Genomic DNA, 18,734 nt, shown 5'->3' on the forward strand with positions numbered 1-18,734 from the left:
CCTTCGGCCTGCCATGTGAGGGCGGGGCCCGGTCGAGCCGTCCGCAAGCGGCTCAAGGCGGTCGGCCGTCAGGCCGGAGGACCGACGAGCCCGGTATGCCGGACTTGGGGGCCACGGGGCGTCGGAGCGGCCGTGGTCCTCGCTTCTTCCTCGCTGGGGCGTGGAGAGACGCCGCCGATTCCATGGAAGGCCCGAATCCGTCGGCCGGCCAGGGGCCATTGGTCCCCGCAGCGGTTCGGCCGGCCCTGCCGGCCCCGGACCCGGTCAGCTCACCGGGGTACCCGCTGACGTGGCGCGCAACCGTGCCTCGATGCCGGCGCGAACCGAAGCGGTCAACCGCTGAAGCGCTTCCGACCGTACCGGCACAACGGGTTCCGGGTCCTCGATGCGGCGTGCTCGCGCGGGCAGGCCGGCGAGGTCGTCCCGGAACCGGCCGCGCGCATCCTGCCAGGTGTCCGGTGCCGACGTGCGCCGCCCGCCGCGCATCACGGTGCGCAGCAGTGGCCGAGCGGAATCCGGAGCCCTCTCCCCGGCCAGCGCGATCACATCGGGCTGTCCCGGACGGCGGAAGACCTGTTTGCGACCCGGGTCCGTCACCTTCGCCGAGGACAGCTTCATCATGGGGCGTCCGTCGTACTCCACGAGCTTGTACGCGGCGTCCAGGTACGGCGCGTCCGCGGCCACGCCCACGCGCGTACCCACCGCGTACACATCGATCGGCGCGCCGGCGCGTACCAGCCGGTCGACGCCGTACTCGTCGAGGCCGCCGCTGGCCACGATCCTTACGTCGGTCAGTCCGGCGGCGTCCAGGACGGCGCGTGCCCGTCGTGAGAGCGCGTCCAGGTCGCCGCTGTCCAGGCGGATCGCGCAGCCGAGACCGCGCCGCAGCTCTGTCAGGACCCGGGCGGCGACGCGGACGCCCTCCTCGGTGTCGTAGGTGTCGACGAGGAAGGTGACCGGGCCGGAATGGGCGCGGGCGAAGGCCCGGAAGGCATCCTCCTCGCCGGGGAACGCCTCGATGTAGGAGTGGGCCATGGTGCCCGAGGCCGGGACGCCGAGGGCCGTCGCCGCCGCCACGTTGCTGGTGCCGGCGAATCCGGTCAGGGCGCCCAGCCGGGCGGCCTGCAGGCCCGCCCAGGGGCCATGCGTGCGGCGCAGCGAGAAGTCCACGACCGGCCGTCCGGCCGCGGCCAGGACGCAGCGTGCCGCCTTGGACGCCACGGCCGTCTGGTGACAAAGCTGGTTGAGCAGATACGTCTCGGCCAATTGGGCCTGCGGCAGGGAGGCGGTCACCTCCAGCAGCGGCTCGCCGGCGAACACGACACGGCCCTCGGGCACGGCGCGCACCTCACCCTCGAAGGAGAGGCCGAGGAGCGGTTCGAGATCCCGGGCAGGCCGGCGCAGGGCATCCGCGAAGCACTCGACGTCCTGTCGTTCCACGTGGTAGCCGGACAGGAAGTCCAGGGCGGCCTCCAGACCAGCGGCCACCAGGAAACCGCGGCCGGGCGGAAGGCCGCGGACGAAGAGACTGAAGGTGGCCGGTGACCGCATGTCCTCCCGGAGGTAGGACATGGCCATCGTCACTTCGTACAGGTCGGTGGTCGTGACGTCGGACATGGTGATCGCCGCCGGTACATGGTCGTTGGTCGTTGGGCCGGGTGTGCGGGCGGGGGTACCGTGCAACGGGCCCCGCAGCCGCCCCGGCGGGCGTCGCGCCGCTACGGGAGGTGGACCGGTCGCGTCTTGTCTCCCGCCCGTCGAAGTTCGGGCACGCCATCGGCCGATCAGCCGAGGGGGCGTCCAGAGCCGTGGGAATCGTGCCGGTCCAGGTGTGAGGCGAGCACCGCGGCCTGGACCCGGCGCTGCACGCCCAGTTTGGCCAGCAGCCGGGAGATGTGGTTCTTGACGGTCTTCTCCGACAGGTACAGCTTCTTGCCGATCTCGCGATTGGTCAGGCCGTCGCCGATCAGGGCGAGGATGTCGCGTTCCCGGGCGGAGAGCCCGGTCAGCTCCGCGGGCGGCGAGGGGGCCTCGGCCGGGTCGGCCCGCAGGGACCGCATGAGCCGGGCGGTCGTCGCCGGGTCCAGCATCGACTGGCCCGATGCGACGGCCCGCACCGCCGACACCAGGTCGGAGCCCTTGATCTGCTTCAGCACATAGCCGGACGCACCAGCCATGATGGCATCCAGCAAGGCTTCCTCGTCGTCGAAGGAGGTCAGCATGAGACATGCCAGTCGGGGCACGCGATCGCGCAGTTCCCGGCAGACCGTGATGCCGTCGCCGTCGGGCAGGCGCACGTCCAGCACGGCGACGTGCGGGCGCAGGGCGGGGCCGCGGGTGAGCGCGTGTCCGGCGGTGGCCGCCTCGCCCACCACCGAGATGTCCGGTTCCGCGTCGAGGAGATCGGTCAGGCCGCGCCGTACGACCTCGTGGTCGTCGAGCAGGAACACGCGGATCGGTTCCCGCTCGCTGAAGGTGCGTGTCTCGGTCATGGCGACCTCATTCCGCGGACGGCCCACAGCGATTGCTGCCCCAAGGCTCGATCATCGTTCCTCCACGCCGGTCGCGCCAGGGCCGACCGGCCCAGTAACCGTCCCGGGCGTGTCCGCCCGTCCCTCGTGCGGACCTGTGGCCCGGTGGCTCTTCCGGCGTTCGTCGCACAGAGGGTCGGTCGGCCCCCGACCGGGCCGTATGGCCCCTGAGCCGAGCGCGGCCAAGGCGACACGCTGGTCTCGAAGACTTCGCGCCGGGAGGTGGAGCCGATGCCCCGCACCGTCACCGTAGGACTCGACGACTCGTCCGAGAGCCGGGCCGCGGCCGAGTGGGCGGCGCGTGAAGCGTCGCTGCGCGGTCTGCCTCTGAAGATCGTGCACGTCCACGAGCCGACGCCGGCATATGCGGCCCGGACTCCCTTGCTCGACCTGGACAGCTACCGGCACTGGGCCCGGCGGCTGACCCACGAATCCGCGGACGGCATCCGGCTGCGTCATCCGGGTGTCGAGGTGATCACGGAGCAGCTCACCGGGACCGTGGCCGACGTCCTGTGCGAAGCTGCCGGGCCCGCCGAGCTGCTGGTGCTGGGTTCGCGGGGCCTCGGCGCACTTCACGGGTTCGTCGTGGGTTCCGTGAGTCTGGCCGTGGTCGCCCGGGCCGAACGTCCGGTGGTGCTGGTGCGATCGGGCGAGCAGGCTGCCGACGAGCACCGGATGGACCCGGCGGGAGTGCCCTGCGCCGCGACGCCCTTCCGTCCGGTCGTGCTCGGCCTGGACGCCGGTGAGCCGGACGACACACTCGTGGAGTTCGCCTTCGACGCGGCGGCGCGGCGGAAGGCCGTCCTGCGGGCTGCCCACGTCTGGCCGGAGCCGCCGACCTCCTTGCACGGTTTCGCCACGGACGCCGAATTCCACGATGAACTCGCGCGCGGGCAGGCTTCGCTCCTCGGCAAGGTGCTGCGACCCTGGCGGGAGAAGTTCCCGGACGTCGAGGTGATCGAGGGGAGCCGGTCCGGCAGCGCGGCACAGGTCCTTGCCGACGCCTCCCGCGACGCCTGCCTCGTGGTCGTCGGCAGGCGCGTGCGTACCGGTTCCTTCGGGGCCCGCATCGGCCATGTGACCCACTCCGTCCTCCACCACGCCGCCGCACCTGTCGCCGTAGTGGCGCACAGTTGAGATGCCATCCCCCGAGGAGAGGCCCATGAAGACGTCGGACACACCGGTTTCCGAAAGCCCCGCCCGCCTCCGGATCGTCGTCGGTGTCGACGGTTCCGAGCCGAGCCTGAGAGCCGTGGAGTGGGCTGCCGACGAGGCAGTCCTGCGCGGGGCGTCCCTCCGGCTGGTGTACGCCTCGCTCTGGGAGCGCTACGAAGGCACAGCCCTGACTGGGGAGCTCGGCAAGCCCTCGGAGGAGGTGATGGCCGAGGACATCGTCGCGACCGCCGAGCGGCGCGCCCGCCGACGGCAGCCGGACCTGCGGGTCACCACCGACATCCTGCCCGAGGAAGCGGAGTACGCCCTGATCAGGGAGAGTCGCAGCGCCCTGCTGATGGTCCTCGGCTGCCGTGGCCGCAGCGGGGTGACCGAGGCGCTGCTCGGCTCCGTGAGCGTCACGGTGGCCGGCCACGCGCACTGCCCGTTGATCGTCCTGCGCGGCAGCAACGACAACCAGGTCCGCCCGGGACGGGCCGGCCGGATCGTGGTGGGTGTGGGGGAGAAGCCGGCGGACTCGGCCGCCGTACGGTTCGCGGCCGAGGAGGCTTTCCTACGCGGAGCCGCACTGGAGGCCGTACGGGCCTGGCGCCGGCCGTTGCACGAGCCGCGCGCACACCCGTTGATCGTCGGAGAGCCGGCGCACGTCCAGGAGGCGCAGGCCGCAGAGCTGGTGGAGGAGGCGCTGGCGGCCGTTCCGGACAGTCTGCGGGTGCGACGCCGCACGATCGAGGGCTTCGCCCGCGATGCTCTGCTGGCCGCCTCCCGTGACGCCGATCTGCTCGTCGTCGGCGCGCGGCGCCGTCAGGGGCACTTCGGGCTCCAGCTCGGCCGCGTCGCCCACGGGGTACTCCACCACGCGCCGTGCCCGGTGGCCGTCGTGCCGGAACCCGCCTGAACTTCCGGCCTGCGCTGGGAGCACGGTTCGGTGGGGGTGGTCGGCTGGGCCGGGCAAGGGTGAGCACGGCGGCGGTCAGGACGCCAACGAGGTGCCCCTCGCCGAGCCCCACTGTCCGGCGTGTGGTGCTCGTCCGCAACGCGGCACCAGGTCGGGCACCGGCTCGTTGGGCGCGGCGGCGGTGACGATGTCCCGACGGGAGCATGTCCCCCGGGGCCGTCGTGTTCGTATGGGCCTGTGCGCGGAGCATTGGGCACCGGCCGCCTCTCACCGCTCATCCGGCCTTCGGGCCCCACCGTGGTCCCACCAGATCCCATTCCTGGCCCCACTGGGCTATGCGGCGCCGGTCGAGCCGTGCCCGTGCGACGGCGCCCGCGCCGAGGACCGGGGCCGCGACGGCGAGGGCCGCCGCGCCGGCGAAGAGAGCGGCCACCACATGCCCTTCGCTCCGGCTCGTCGGTGCGGAAGGCATGAGACGCCCCTGGTCGTCCTGCCAGACCGTGATCAGGGCTCCGGTTTCCAGACCCCCGGCCACCAGGGTCCGACCGGTGCGTGAGGTACCGTCGGGAGCCGTCCAGCGCACCGAGCCCTGAGTACGGCCGTCCGCCGCCCACTTCGCCGCGGCGCCGTGCGGCACATCGGTGACCAGCACCGCCCGGACAGCGTGCCTGTGGGCGCGCTGCTCCGCGAATCGCTGTTCGGCGGCGTGTGCCGTCACCAGCCCGGCGAGGACACTGCCGACCACGGCGATCACCCAGACGGCCAGCACGACCCAGGCTTCGACGACGTCCTCGCGCCGCCGCAGCGGATTGCTCCGCCACCGCCACATCCGTCGTGTGGTGTTCATAGCGGAACACCTCCTCGTCGTGGTGACTATGACGACAGTGGCTCCGGTCAGGGGAGCGTTCACAGGGGCCGAACCGCCTCGTCCGAGGGCCGCTCGGGCCCGGTTTCCGGGTCGGCAGAGGCCGTAGCCCCTCCCGAGGACGCTTGTCCCGGACCCTCGGCGCCGACCGGCCATGCAGGAGGGCCGGACGGCCCAAGCGCGGGCAACCGGGTACCGCGCAGCCTGAAGGTGCGGGGCGTTTCCCGGTACCGTGCCGGAGCCCGGCCCGCGTCCTCGTCGTACGCGCCGGAACACCGGTCCCGCAGCCGACCGAAACAGGGTGAGCGGCGCGATGAAAGGCTTTGTCTTCCACGGACCCGGCCAGGCGTCCTGGCAGGACGTCTCGGATCCCGGCATCAAGGAACCGACCGACGCCATCGTCAAGGTCGACGCGGTGACCGTCTGCGGGACGGACCTCCACATCCTCAAGGGCGACGTGCCCGAGGTGCGTCCGGGAACGGTGCTCGGTCACGAGGCGGTCGGGGAGATCGTCGAAGTCGGCGGCGACGTTGGTTCGGTACGTCCCGGAGACCGGGTGCTGATCTCCTGCATCACCTCCTGCGGGCGGTGCCGGTTCTGCCGGGACAACAGCTACGGCCAGTGCCGGGGTGGCGGAGGTTGGATCCTCGGCCACTTGATCGATGGCACCCAGGCCGAATACGTCCGCGTACCCTGCGCCGACCTCTCCGTCCATCTGCTGCCCGGCGCCATGCGAGGTGAGGACGCCGTCCTGCTCGCGGACATCTTCCCGACGTCCTACGAGGTCGGCGTCGTCAACGGTCATGTGTGTCCCGGCGACACCGTCGTCATCGTCGGTGCGGGCCCGATCGGGCTGGCGGCCATCGCCACGGCCCGCATGGTCTCGCCGGAACGGATCATCGCCGTCGACCTGGCTCCGGCCCGGCTGGAGGCGGCCCATCGACTCGGTGCCGACGTGATAGCGGACTTCTGGGAGGCCCCTGATGAGCTGGTCGCCGATCTGACGGACGGGCTCGGCGCGGACGTGGTGATCGAGGCGGTCGGCGTGCCGGAGAGCTTCGAACTGTGCACCCGCATGGTCCGGCCCGGCGGCCATGTCGCCAACGTCGGCGTACACGGCAAGCCCGTCACGCTGCACCTGGAAGACCTCTGGATCAAGAACCTCACCATCACGACCGGCCTGGTGGACACCTACTCCACGCCGAAGCTGCTGCGGATGGCCGCCGCGGGCTGGCTGCCCACCGGACAACTGGTGACCCACACCTTCCCGCTCGGCCGCATGGAAGAGGCGTACGACGTCTTCTCCCACGCGGGAGAGACGGGCGCGCTGAAGGTGGTCCTCGGCGGTGAGCACCACGCGGAACTGGCCGTTCCCGCGGGCTGAGTGGGAAAAGGAAAGGCCGCTCGGCGGTCGTCGGGCGGCCTTTCGCTTCCCCAGGACCTCAGCGGGCGGCCCTCGCCGCGCCGCCCGACTCCGTCACCAGCACACCGGTGACCAGCTCCGGATGGATGCGCACGGCCTGCTCCCCGCCCTCCACGGCGGCCTCGGGCCACGACAGCTCGTAGAGGCGCCCGAGTTCGGCCGGGTCGCTCACCAGTTGGGCGTACCCCGTGACGACCACGCTCCAGCCCAGGTGGGTGTCGGGGTCGATGGCGTCGGCTTCGTACGCGACGATGACGCCCTCGTCGCCGGACCGCAGGGCCTGCGGTGCGAGGGCCGCGGCATCGTGGGCGAGGACGACGACATCTCCGTTGTCCAGGACGTGCCTGACCGGACGGACGGCGGGCAGTGCCTGCCGGGTGAAGACGACCCTGCCCAGCGACACGCTGCCCAGCAACCGCAGTGCCTCGTCCTGGTCGAGGTCGACGCGCCGGTGCGACGGCTCTTGGTAGTGGGTCATGGCTGCACCTCATCACCCTGCGGATAACGTCTCACCGGCTGTCACCGGGGTCCGCGCCTGTCAGCGCCGCCCGGCCGGCCTCGAGGCGCGCCACCGGGACCCGGAAGGGCGAGCAGGAGACGTAGTCCAGGCCGACGGCGTGGAAGAAGTGGATCGACTCCGGATCGCCTCCGTGCTCCCCGCATACCCCGGTCTCCAGTTCCGGGCGGGCCGCTCGCCCCTGCTCGACGGCGATCCGGACCAGCCTGCCCACCCCGTCCCGGTCGAGCGTCTCGAACGGAGAGGCGGCGAAGACGCCCTTGTCCAAGTACGCCGGGAAGAACGCGGCCTCGACGTCGTCGCGGGAAAAGCCCCAGGTGGTCTGGGTGAGGTCGTTGGTGCCGAAGGAGAAGAACTCCGCCTCCTCGGCGATCCGACCGGCCGTGAGCGCGGCCCGGGGCAGTTCGATCATCGTTCCGACGGGGCAGTGGACGGTCACGTCGGTCTCCTCCGCCACCTCGGCGAGGACGCGCGCCACCTCCGCGCGGGTGAGCCGCAGCTCCTCGACGGCGCCGACGAGCGGCACCATGATCTCCGCGTGTGGAGAGCCACCCGCGCGGGTGCGCGCGACGACCGCTTCCGCGATCGCCCGGATCTGCATGGCGACCAGGCCGGGAACGACCAGGCCGAGCCGCACGCCGCGGAGTCCGAGCATCGGGTTCTCCTCGTGTGTCCGGTTCACCGCGTCGAGCAGCTCGGTGTCGTGCGCGTCGGGCTGCCGGCCCGTGGCCTCGGCCGTGGCGATGCGGACGGCGAGGTCGGTGCGGTCGGGAAGGAACTCGTGCAGCGGCGGGTCGAGCAGCCGAATGGTGACCGGCAGGCCGTCCATCGCCTCCAGGATGTCCGTGAAATCCTCTCGCTGGAGTGGCAGCAGGGCCGCCAGCGCCCGGCGGCGCCCGGCATCGGTCCGGGCCAGGATCATCTCCTCGACCAGCTTCCGCCGTTCGCCGAGGAACATGTGCTCGGTCCGGCACAGCCCGATTCCCCGGGCTCCGAACCGCCGGGCCCGGCGCGCGTCCTCGGGGGTGTCGGCGTTGGCGCGGACCTCCAGCCGCCGCACGGAGTCGGCGTGCTCCAGGGCGTGAGCCACTGCGGACACCGTGCTGTCGCCCTGCTCACCGCCGCCGCCCTCCAGGTAGCGCATGGTCACCGACTCCACCAGCGGGATCGATCCGGGATACACGGCACCGGTGGAGCCGTCGACCGAGATGACGGTGCCCTCCTCGACGACAGTGCCGTCCCGGGCGATGAAACGCCGTGCCCTCGCATCCACGGTGATGCCGTGCGCCCCGCACACGCAGACCTTCCCCATGCCGCGGGCGACGACGGCCGCGTGGCTGGTCTTGCCGCCGCGCCCGGTCAGCACGGCCTGGGCGGCCATCATCCCGGGCAGGTCGTCGGGTGTCGTCTCCTCGCGGACGAGTATCACGCCCTGACCGTCCGCCGCGCGTCGCATCGCCTCGGCGGAGTCGAAGACCGCCTCGCCCACCGCGGCGCCGGGCGAGGCGGGCACACCCCGGGTGAGTGCCGCACCCGCGGCGGAGGCGTCGAAGCGGGGGAACATCAGCCGGGCCAGCCCGTCGTCGCTCACACGTGCCAGGCCCTCGTCGGGACCGATGAGTCCTTCCCGTACCAGTTCGGCCGCGATGGCGAAGGCGGCTTCCGCGGTGCGCTTGCCCACCCGGTTCTGCAGCATCCACAGTGTGCCGCGTTCGACGGTGAACTCGATGTCGCACAGGTCGCGGTAGTGCCGCTCCAGCGTGCGCGCGTGGTCGCGCAGCCGCCGGTACGAGTCGGGGTCCAGCCGCTCCAGCTCCGCCAGCGGCAGGGCGTTCCGGGCGCCCGACACCACGTCCTCGCCCTGGGCGTTCGGCAGGTAGTCGCCGTACAGGCCGGGGCGTCCGGTGGCCGGGTCCCGGGTGAAGGCGACACCGCTGCCGGAGTCCGGTCCGAGGTTGCCGTACACCATCCGCTGGACGGTGACGGCGGTGCCCAGGTCGTCCGGGATGTGCTCGCGCCGCCGGTACAGACGCGCCCGCTCGGCGTTCCAGGACCGGAAGACGGCGAGGACCGCCTCCCGCAACTGCGAGGCGGGGGATTGCGGGAAGTCCCGGCCGGTCTCGTCGCGGACGAGCCGCTGGTACGTCTCCACCAGCCGGGCCAGATCGGAGGCGTCCAGATGAAGGTCGTCCGGGGCGCCGCGGGCCTTTTTCGAACGCGTCATGGCCTCGTGGAAGCGGCTCTGCGGCACTCCCATCACCGTGGTGCCGTACATCTGCAGGAGCCGACGGTAGGAGTCCCAGGCGAAGCGCTCGTCGCCGGACACCCTGGCGAGGCCGTGCACGGACGCGTCGTTCAGACCGATGTCCAGGACGGTCTCCATCATGCCGGGCATGGAGAAACGGGCCCCGGAGCGGACCGAGACCAGCAACGGGTCGTCCGCCTGCCCGAGCCGCCGCCCGGCAGCCGTCTCCAGCCGCGAGAGGTGTCCGGACACGTACGCCCACAGGTCCTCCGGCTCCTCACCGGTGGCCAGGAAGGCCCGGCACGCCTCGGTGGTGACGATGAAACCCGGTGGTACCGGCAGCCCCAGCCGGCTCATCTCGGCCAGGTTCGCGCCCTTGCCGCCGAGCAGGCCGGCCAGGTCACGGCCGCCGTCCTCGAAGTCGTACACATAACGGACCATGAGCCACTCCTCGGCCGTGCCGTCTCCGTACCTCCCCAGCCTGGTACAGAGCCACGGGCCGGGGCAGGTGCACTCGGCCCTCAGGGCTGGGCCGACCGGCCCCGGGTACGCAAGGCCCCGCCGTGGGAATGCCGATCTGCTGTTCTGGGTACGGCCGGGCTGCCGTTCCCGGCGGAGCATGGTTACCGTGGGCAAAGACCGCCACTGTCCGGTCTCGCGTACGGGGGGACATGGAGGAGCGTCGTGGCGAACGCGGAAGAGCCCCGTGTACGGCTGCCAGAACTGAGGCTCGACGAGCTGCTGGAGGAGTTGCAGGCACGCATCGACGAGGCCCGCGGCACCAGGGACCGGGTGCACAGCCTGCTGGAGGCGGTGCTTTCCGTCGGCCGGGAACTGGATCTGGAGCAGGTACTGCGGTCCATCGTGGAGGCCGCCGCCGTGCTCGTCGACGCGGAGTACGCGGCTCTCGGGGTCATCGCTCCCGGCGGCAGAACCTTGTCGGCCTTCCACACCGTCGGGGTGTCCGAAGAGCGAATCGCCGAGATCGGCCCGTTCCCGCAGGGCCACGGGATCCTCGGTGAGGTGATCCGCCGTCCGGAGCCCCTGCGGCTGGAGAAGATCTCCCAGCACCCCGCCTCGTACGGCTTCCCGCCCCACCACCCACCGATGGACAGCTTCCTGGGCGTTCCCATACGGGTGCGCGGCCAGGTCTTCGGCAACCTGTACCTGACCGAGAAGCGTGACGGCGCGCAGTTCGACGACGAGGACGAGGTGGTGCTCTCCACGCTGGCCGTGGCGGCCGGCGTGGCGATCGACAACGCTCGTCTGTACGAGGCGTCCCGGCTGCGGGAGCGGTGGCTGCGGGCGAACGTGGAGATCACGCACTGCCTGATGTCCGGCAACGACCCTGCCGAGGCCCTGAAACTGATCGCGGAACGAGCCCGCGAGATCATGGGATCGGCGCTGGCGGCGGTCGCGCTTCCGGTACGGGACACGGAATGCCTCACGGTGGAGATCGCGGTGGGTGCGGACGCGCGGGTGCACCGCGGACTGGTGCTGCCCTTGTCGGGAACGTTGATGGGCCTTGCGTTCCGCGCCGCCGCTCCGGTCATGAGCGACGATGTGCACCGGGACCGGCGGATCTCGCCCGAACACCCGCGTTTCCACGGGCTCGGCCCTGCCGTGGCCGTTCCGATCGGCAGTGGGGTAGGCGGAGTCCGGGGCGCGGTGCTGGTGGCCCGTGAAGCCGGCCGGCCGGTGTTCTCGGAACGGGAGGCGGACATGCTGGGCGGATTCGCCGCGCAGGCCGCCATCGCGATGGAACTGGCCGAGCGGCGCGAGGACGCCGAGCGGATCGCCGTGCTCCAGGACCGCGACCGGATCGCCCGGGACCTGCACGACCTGGCCATCCAGCGGCTCTTCGCCACCGGCATGACACTGCAGAGCGCCGGCCGCTTCATCGAGCATCCGGAGGCGTCCGAGCGCGTGGCGCGGGCCGTGGACGACCTGGACGAAACCATCAGAATCATCCGCTCCGCCATCTTCGGGCTGCGCACGCGTGCGGGAGCGGCCGACGCCGGTCTCCGGGCCCGGGTCGTGCGCCTGGTCGGCGAGGAGACCCCGACGCTGGGATTCACGCCCGGCGTACGGGTGGAGGGCCTCGTCGACACGAACGTGCCCCACGAGATCGCCGACCAGATCATGGCCGTACTCTCGGAAGCCCTCACCAATGTCGCCCGGCACGCCCACGCCGACCGGGCACAAGTGGACCTGACGACCGACGGTCGCGAGGTCTCCCTGACCGTCTCCGACAACGGTGTGGGCATCCCGCCCGACGGCCGGCGCAGCGGCCTGCGCAACATGGCCGAGCGAGCGGGACAACTCGGAGGACACTTCGATGTGTCCACACCCGGCGGCAGCGGTACCGTCCTGCGCTGGCGGGTGCCCCTTCCTTCCTCATAGGCGTTCGAGCGGCCCGTGGCACCGGCGAGCCCTGGTGGCGCCGATGGCCGGCCGCCAGAAGGCACGGACCACGGGGACCGGGCAACGGGCCACTCGGCCCTGTCCTGACAAGCGTCGTCGGCGCACCCTGAAGGTGTCGCGGCACGACACCCAGCCCTTGGAGGACGCCATGAACGGCACTCCCGCCACCGTGAACGACGTGATGACCCGCAAGGTCGTGGCCCTGCGGGAAGGAGCGGCCTTCAAGGACATCGTGCGAACCATGCAGGACTGGAGGGTCAGCGCCCTCCCCGTGCTGGACGACGACGGACGCGTCGTCGGCGTCGTCTCCGAGGCCGACCTGCTGCCCAAGGAGGAGTACAGGGGCGACCTGGGCGGGCAGGCGCGAGTGGGGCGGAGCGCCGATGCCGTCAAGGCCGATGCGCTGACCGCCGCCGAGCTGATGACCAGCCCGGCCGTCACTGTGGTGTCAGGAGCTTCCCTCGCCCGTGCCGCGCGCGTCATGGCCCACCGGAGGATCAAGCGGCTGCCGGTCGTCGCCCCCGACGGCACCCTTCAGGGCATCGTCAGCCGGTCCGACCTGCTGAAGGTCTTCCTCCGGGACGACACGGACATCGCAGACGAAGTGCGGCGCGAAGTGGTCGCGGGGCTCTTCGGCACGCACGCCGACACCGTCCGGGTGCGGGTACGCGACGGTGTCGTGACCCTCGCCGGCCGGGTGCCCGACACGGCCCTGGTACCGATCGCCGCCCGCCTCGCGCGGGCAGTGCCCGGCGTGGTGGACGTGCACTGCTCACTCACGGGCCCGCCCCGCCGCCCGGATCTCGACCCTGACCTGCCGGAAACGCGGCCGGCTGCACCTGCCTGACGGCGGCCGACCGCCCGCCGGAGCGGGGCCCCTGCACCGGGGCGGGCGTCATCGGACGGCGGATTCGGCGGCGGTGAGCCGGCAGTCCACGCCGACGACCCCTTCCACCCCCTGCACCGCATGCGCGGCGAGCGGAGTCCGCGCGGCGTCCGTGACGCGTCCCGTGAAGGTCGCGGCGCCGCCGCGGACGACGTTGCGCACGGGCTCCACCGGCGCCGGGAACGGAACGTCGACGATGTTCCGCCGAATCTCTTCCGTCAGGTCGTCGTCCGTACGGAGGAAGACCTTCAGCGGATCACTGCGGCTGAAGGCTGACCACCGCCTTCGAGTACACCCTCGGCGTTCACCACGGGCAGCCGTTTGACATGCCGTACGGCCCTGATCCGTGCCGCCTGTGCGAGTGCGGCGTCCTCATGGACGGTGACGGCCGGGGTGCTCATTGACTCCTCGTCGGACAACGCCCCGGCCTTGGCCGCGTCGGGCGGCCGTCGCAGGTGGGCGAAGGGGTCCGGGTCGCTGTCCCGGAACTCCTCCTTCGGCAGCAGGTCGGCCTCGGACACCACTCCGATGACGCGTCCGTCACCCTCCAGAACGGGAAGGGCGCTGATCCTCCACTCCTCCAAGCGCTCGACGATGTCCGTGAACAGGCCTCGTGGCCCACCGTGACAACAGCACGCGTCATCACGTCACCCACCCGGCGCGGGCCGCTCTCCATGCCTGCGTCCCGAAGCCGTTCGGCCGGACGGAGCGAGCGGGCGGCAGGCGGGTCCCGGGCGGAAAGGAGACGTCGCGGGCGAGACGCATCAGTCGCTCGCGCTCCACAGGTTTCAGCACCGTGCTCATGGCGGTCGGGGAGGTCATCGCGCCGACTCCCTTCTTGGACTGCCGTCCCAGCGTGCGCGTCTTCAGGAGGCGCCACCACGGGCCACTGAGGCCCGACCGCGGGCCGTCCGGCACATATCGCGTGGTGCGGCGGGGCCCTGCGGCCACACACGCGGACCGGCCGGCTCCCGGCATCCGTGCGCCTGTCAGCGCAGCCTGCGCAAGTAGGGGTTGTGGGGGCGGCGCGGCACGAGTCGGACACGGGCGTCGAGCGTGGTGATACCGTGCGGCCCGGCCAGGACCGGATTGAGGTCGGCCTCCACCAGTTCGGGTAGGTCGGTGGCCATCCGGGACAGCCGGTGCAACAGCTGTTCAAGAGCGCCGACATCGGCCGCCGGCCCCCCGGCGTAGCCGTACAGCAGGGGTGAGCAGCGCGGAGCGGTTAGCAGGTCGTGCACGTCCAGGTCGGTGAGCGGGGCGAGCCGGGCCGCGTGGTCGGCCAGGAGTTCGGTGGCGGTGCCGCCGAGACCGAGCATCACGAGCGGCCCGAAGACCTCGTCCTGGACGACACCGGCGAGCAGTTCGGTACCCCGTTCGGCGAGCGGCTGGACGACCACCCCTGCCATACGGTCGCCGAACCGGGCCACGAGATCCCGGTGGGCGGCCTTGATCCGGGCGGCGCCCTGGAGATCAAGGTGGAGGGCGTGCTGCTCGCTCTTGTGCAGCAGGCCGGGCCAGTAGGCCTTGATGACGACGCGCCCGTCCGGCCCGGCGAGCCGTTCGGCCGCAGCGACCGCCTCGTCCTCGTCCCGGGCCCATTCCCAGGGGATCTGCGGGATGCCGTAACAGCCGAGCAGGGCGGCCGTCGTCCGCGGATCGAGCCAGCCACCGTCCGGGACGCGGCCCAGAAATGCGGTGGTCAGGTCTTTCGCGCGTCCGGTGCTCACGTCCGGCAGCACCGGGACGACGCCCGGTGGCCGGGCGAGCCAGTCCGCGCGGACGGCGGCGTGCGCCAGGGCGCGAGCGGCGTCCTCGGCATCGGAATAGGCGGGGACGGCTCTCCCGTCGGCGGTCGGCAGCAGCTCGACACGGCCGGGCCGCGCGGGCAGCACCGCTACGACCGGCCGGGGGAGCGGGACGGTGGCGGCCGTCAGGGCACGCACCAGATCCTCGCCGGTGGCGTCGGCGACCGCCGTGGGAACCAGGCTCACGAGAACGGCGTCGACGGCGCCGTGCCGGGCCAGCAGACCGACGCACCTTCGCAGCTGGTCCTCGCCGACCGCTGCCGTGACGTCCACGGGATTGCCGGCGGTGGCGCCGTCGGGCAACAGCGAGAGGACTTCGTCCACCAGGCCGGCCGCCAGTGGCGGAACGACCAGTCCGGCCTCCACACACGCGTCGGCGGCCAGGACACCCACCCCGCCCGCGTTGCTGACGACAGCGACCCTCCTGCCGTGCGGCAGCGGCTGGGCGTGCAGCAGCGCGGCCGTATCGAGAAGTTCCCCGATGGTGCGAGCGGCCGTGATCCCGGCCTGGGTGAACAGGGCCTGCCGGGTCATCGTCGGGGTGGTTGCCGCCGCGGTGTGCGAGGCGGCGGCCCGTCGTCCGGCCGTCGACCGGCCGGCGTCCACGGTGAGGACCGGCATGGTACGGGCGACCCGGCGGGCGGTGCGTGAGAAGGCACGGGGATTGCCGAACGACTCCAGGTGCAGCAGCGCCAGGCCGGTATGCCCGTCGCTCTCCCACCACTGGAGCATGTCGTTGCCGCTGACGTCGACCTTGTCACCGAGCGAGACGAACGTCGACACGCCGATGCCCAGCCTGGCGAGCCCGTCCAGCAGGGCGATGCCGACGCCTCCGGACTGCACCGCCACCCCGGCGGTGCCGGCCCCGGGGTGCCGGGCGGCGAAGGTGGCGTCGAGGTGGACGGCCTCCTCGGTGTTGGCCAGACCCAGGCAGTTCGGGCCGACGAGCCGCATGCCAAAACGCCGGCACGCGTCCAGAAGAGCGCCGGCCTGGTCCCTGTCCAGGCCGGCGGACACCACCAGCAGGGAGCGCACACCGGCCCGTCCGCACTCCTCGGCCACCTCGGGGACGGCACGGGCCGGCACCGCGATCACGGCTAGATCGGGCACGCGCGGCAGGAGCGTGACCGACCGCCAGGCGTGCACCCCGGCGATCGCGCCGGCCTCCGGGTGCACGGTGAACAGCCGCCCGGTGAAAGAACCGTTGTGGATGTTGCGCAGGATGGCGCGTCCTACGGACCCGGGCCTGCGGCCAGCGCCGATCACTGCGACCGTTCCGGGTCGCAGCAGCGGCTCCAGGCTGATGACGTCACAGACCCGGCCGCGGGCGTCCACGGCGCTCAGGTAGTTCTCGTCCTGTGCGAGCTGGACCGTGCAGTGCACTTCAGGCCCGTCGAAGTGGCGGACGACACGCAAGCCCAGATCCCGGAAGACCTCCAGCACCGAGTGGTTCTCGGCCAGGGCGTCGGCGCTGAAAGCGGTGATGCCGGCGCTACGCGCGGCGTCAGCGAGGTGCTCCAGAAGGAGGGTGCCCACACCACGGTGGTGCCACTGGTCCGCCACGGCCACTGAGATCTCCGCTGTGCTGCCTCCGGGCTCGGCCTCGTACTCGGCCAGTCCCACCAGTCGCCCGCCGTACTCGGCGGCCAGCGCGCAGTATCCGGGGAGGTCAGAGGCTACTCGTTCCGCGGCGTGCCGGGCCGAGGCCGGGCTGAGCGCGAAAAACCGCAGCCGCAGGTTCTCCGGTGACATCTCTTCGTACAACCGCTGTACCTGTGCGTGTTCCGATGGCCCCGCCCGCCGTATGCGAACAGTGGTTCCGTCGGTCAGCAGAGCGTGCACCGGGGTTTCCTGGATGTCGGTCATCACGAGCTCTCCGTCCGGGAGGTTCGCCTCCAGTGTCCGGCGACGGGCCCCGGCGGCGCAGGGGCTGACCGGGGCACGGAGGAGGCCGAACGGCCTCGCGGCAGCGGTGCTTCCATCGGCGAACCCGGGAGGATCCCATACCGACGCGGCACAGATCCTTTCCTGCCCGGACGAAGCAAAGCCTGGTGCGCCGTCCGTGCGAGTGCGCGGCGCAGGTCGCCGACCGGCCTGCGCCCGTTCCGACCGCGCCCAACCATGCAGGGGGCCTGCGGCGACCCGTAGCACGTGTGTCCGGGACGAAGGCCGAACGGCCCCTGGGGTTGGCCTGATCGGCTCATGACCTGCGGGTAGTCGTGCGGCAAGGGTGAAGGGCAGAACTTCGAGCACTGGTACCGAGCCTGTGGCTCCCGGTGCCGTCCAGGAGGTGAGCCGCCGTTATGTTCTGGTACGGCCGCGGTGCCGGTGGCTGGGGCCTGTTGGCCATGTCCGTGAGCATGGTCGTCTTCTGGGCGTTGCTCATCGCCTTCGGTGTCCTTCTGTACCGTTCCGTGGCGAGGCTGGGAGGGGACAGCGGCCGCGTCGGTGCCCGACCGCCGGGTGCCTCCCCCGACCAGCTCCTCGCCGAACGGTTCGCCCGTGGCGAGATCGACGAGGACGAATACCGGCGCCGGCTGTCCGTCCTGCGGGACGACAGGGGTGACGGCCCCCGAGTTGATCGACGTTGAGCCTGAGGAGGCCGCCGGTGCGGCGCCCGGACTGCGTAGGGAACGCGGCGTCGTCGCCGTGTGGGGGCGGACCCTTACCTCGGTGCCGTCCGCAGTGACCTCCTGGACGGTGGGCAGGGCGCGGGCGAGCTCCACGGCCCGCTCGGCGTCGGCACGGTCGACGGTTCCCAGCGTGATGCGGTCGCCGGCGAGGTCGGCCTTCAGCATCTCGGGGAAGTCGTCGGCGATCACCCGGCCGTGGTCGACCACCATCACCCGACGGGCCCAGAGATCGACCTCCTCCAAGTAGTGGGTGGTGAAGACGATCGTGGTGCCGAGCTCCTTGTGAAGCCGCAGCACATGCTCCCAGACGTTGGCGCGGCTGTGCGGGCCGAGCCCGGTGGTGGGCTCGTCGAGGAAGAGGAGTTCCGGCTGGTGGACCAGGGCCATGGCGATGTCCAGGCGGCGGCGCCGGCCACCCGAGAGGGTGCCCACCGTCCGCTTGGCCAGGCCCTCCAGTTCGAGCGCTGTCAGCAGACGCTCCGCCCGGGTACGAGACTCCGCGCGGCTCAGGCCGTACGCGCGGCCCTGGGCGATCATCTTGTCACTGACCCGGTAATTGCTGCCGGCGCTGTTGCCCTGGCCGAGGCAGCCGATGCGGTGGCGGACGCCGGAGGGGTCGGTCAGGATGTCGTGACCAGCGACGACGGCGGTGCCCGAGGTCGGGGGGAGCAGGGTGGTCAGCATCCGGAGGCTGGTGGTCTTCCCAGCGCCGTTCGGGCCGAGGAAGGCGACCACGGAGCCGGTTTCGCCATCGAGGTCCAGGTCGCGCACGGCCTCGACGGTCTCTCCTTCGGCGCGGAAGCTGCGGGTGAGCCCGCGGGTGTTGATCACGGGTTCTCCCGGACGGGTTTCAGGGGGCGATTCGGGGGTGCCTGCCCGCGCCGGACCGACCGGGGTTCGGTCTCGGGGCAGGGTGAGGGCAAGCCAGATGCTCTGAGCTCTTGACTTCTTCGAGCTTAGAAGCGTTAATGACATCTTTGTCAGTCACCCTGACGGTCCCGATGACCCCTTCGGGCCGTCCGCTGTACCACCCTCGACCGGTCCGTCGGACACCGCCGTACCAGCGCGACTCCACCGCGACGCCACCCACAGGCAGGCGGCTGCTGGAACCCTCGGTGCTCTCCGGGGCACCACGCTCCTTGGCGGCCTGCCTCCACCTCCGCCAGGGGGTGACGGGCCCTCAGTGCCGGACCGCGCAGCTGGCCCTGGCACGCCGCCGGGCTGGCCGCTCGCGTCATGTTTTCTGCCGTCGTGCGTCCGCTGCTGCCCCGAGGTTGGTCATGATGCGCTGCTCCCCATGCTGTCGCGCCGACCCTGCCCGGGCCGCCGCG

Annotated in this window: 13 protein-coding genes and 1 pseudogene; 5 read left to right on the forward strand and 9 right to left on the reverse strand. The window is 71.9% G+C overall.

The features are described 5' to 3' along the window. Nucleotides 1–264 precede the first annotated feature (264 nt). Nucleotides 265–1,617, reverse strand: a complete 1,353-nt coding sequence (locus tag ACSURM_RS37685) for a nicotinate phosphoribosyltransferase (protein WP_436960718.1) — start codon at nt 1,615–1,617, stop codon at nt 265–267. A gap of 167 nt (nt 1,618–1,784) precedes the next feature. Then, entirely contained in the window at nt 1,785–2,492 is a 708-nt protein-coding gene (locus ACSURM_RS37690) for a response regulator (RefSeq protein WP_436960720.1), read from the reverse strand. Between the two features lie 270 nt (nt 2,493–2,762). On the opposite strand from ACSURM_RS37690, the gene ACSURM_RS37695 reads away from it, so the two are divergent. Both ACSURM_RS37695 and ACSURM_RS37700 read left to right on the forward strand, forming a co-directional pair. Then, complete coding sequence (locus ACSURM_RS37695; RefSeq protein ID WP_436960722.1) at nt 2,763–3,668, forward strand: universal stress protein; 906 nt, start codon at nt 2,763–2,765, stop codon at nt 3,666–3,668. Nucleotides 3,669–3,693: 25 nt separating this feature from the next. Continuing rightward, nucleotides 3,694–4,602 carry a universal stress protein gene (locus tag ACSURM_RS37700; RefSeq protein WP_436960724.1) on the forward strand — a complete coding sequence of 303 codons (909 nt, stop codon included), beginning with the start codon at nt 3,694–3,696 and terminating at the stop codon, nt 4,600–4,602. Between the two features lie 274 nt (nt 4,603–4,876). Here ACSURM_RS37700 and ACSURM_RS37705 read toward each other — a convergent pair whose 3' ends face one another. Next, nucleotides 4,877–5,449 (reverse strand): Rv1733c family protein, encoded by a 573-nt coding sequence (locus ACSURM_RS37705; RefSeq protein ID WP_436960726.1) that lies wholly within the window; start codon nt 5,447–5,449, stop codon nt 4,877–4,879. Between the two features lie 331 nt (nt 5,450–5,780). On the opposite strand from ACSURM_RS37705, the gene ACSURM_RS37710 reads away from it, so the two are divergent. Then, entirely contained in the window at nt 5,781–6,851 is a 1,071-nt protein-coding gene (locus tag ACSURM_RS37710; RefSeq protein WP_436960728.1) for a zinc-dependent alcohol dehydrogenase family protein, read from the forward strand. A 58-nt stretch (nt 6,852–6,909) separates the two neighbouring features. Here ACSURM_RS37710 and ACSURM_RS37715 read toward each other — a convergent pair whose 3' ends face one another. Continuing rightward, a complete protein-coding gene (locus ACSURM_RS37715) occupies nt 6,910–7,368 on the reverse strand; it encodes a pyridoxamine 5'-phosphate oxidase family protein (RefSeq protein ID WP_436960730.1) in 459 nt (152 codons plus the stop codon). Between the two features lie 31 nt (nt 7,369–7,399). Then, a complete protein-coding gene (ppdK, locus tag ACSURM_RS37720; protein WP_436960732.1) occupies nt 7,400–10,093 on the reverse strand; it encodes a pyruvate, phosphate dikinase in 2,694 nt (897 codons plus the stop codon). A gap of 243 nt (nt 10,094–10,336) precedes the next feature. Between ppdK and ACSURM_RS37725 the strand changes: the two genes are divergently transcribed. Both ACSURM_RS37725 and ACSURM_RS37730 read left to right on the forward strand, forming a co-directional pair. Further along, nucleotides 10,337–12,055, forward strand: a complete 1,719-nt coding sequence (locus tag ACSURM_RS37725; protein ID WP_436960734.1) for a GAF domain-containing protein — start codon at nt 10,337–10,339, stop codon at nt 12,053–12,055. Nucleotides 12,056–12,224: 169 nt separating this feature from the next. Further along, on the forward strand, nt 12,225–12,923 hold the full coding sequence (locus ACSURM_RS37730; protein WP_436960736.1) for a CBS domain-containing protein: 699 nt from the start codon (nt 12,225–12,227) through the stop codon (nt 12,921–12,923). 48 nt (nt 12,924–12,971) lie between these two features. Here the strand turns inward: ACSURM_RS37730 and ACSURM_RS37735 are convergent. The 4 genes and pseudogenes from ACSURM_RS37735 to ACSURM_RS37750 all read right to left on the reverse strand — a co-directional run bounded on the left by ACSURM_RS37735 (nt 12,972) and on the right by ACSURM_RS37750 (nt 18,234). After that, a pseudogene (locus ACSURM_RS37735) lies at nt 12,972–13,638 on the reverse strand (CBS domain-containing protein). Beyond that, the gene (locus tag ACSURM_RS37740) at nt 13,605–13,784 is read right to left on the reverse strand and encodes a hypothetical protein (RefSeq protein ID WP_436960738.1); all 180 of its coding nucleotides are present in this window, start codon (nt 13,782–13,784) and stop codon (nt 13,605–13,607) included. The pseudogene ACSURM_RS37735 and the gene ACSURM_RS37740 overlap by 34 nt, the downstream one beginning before the upstream one ends. A 167-nt stretch (nt 13,785–13,951) precedes the next feature. After that, the gene (locus ACSURM_RS37745) at nt 13,952–16,636 is read right to left on the reverse strand and encodes a bifunctional acetate--CoA ligase family protein/GNAT family N-acetyltransferase (protein WP_436960739.1); all 2,685 of its coding nucleotides are present in this window, start codon (nt 16,634–16,636) and stop codon (nt 13,952–13,954) included. Then, nucleotides 16,636–18,234 (reverse strand): ATP-binding cassette domain-containing protein, encoded by a 1,599-nt coding sequence (locus ACSURM_RS37750; protein ID WP_436960741.1) that lies wholly within the window; start codon nt 18,232–18,234, stop codon nt 16,636–16,638. The genes ACSURM_RS37745 and ACSURM_RS37750 overlap by 1 nt, the downstream gene beginning before the upstream one ends. Nucleotides 18,235–18,734 lie beyond the last annotated feature (500 nt).

It is taken from the genome of Streptomyces sp. SudanB182_2057, from assembly GCF_964272715.1.
GTDB classification, from domain to species: Bacteria; Actinomycetota; Actinomycetes; order Streptomycetales; family Streptomycetaceae; genus Streptomyces; species Streptomyces rubradiris.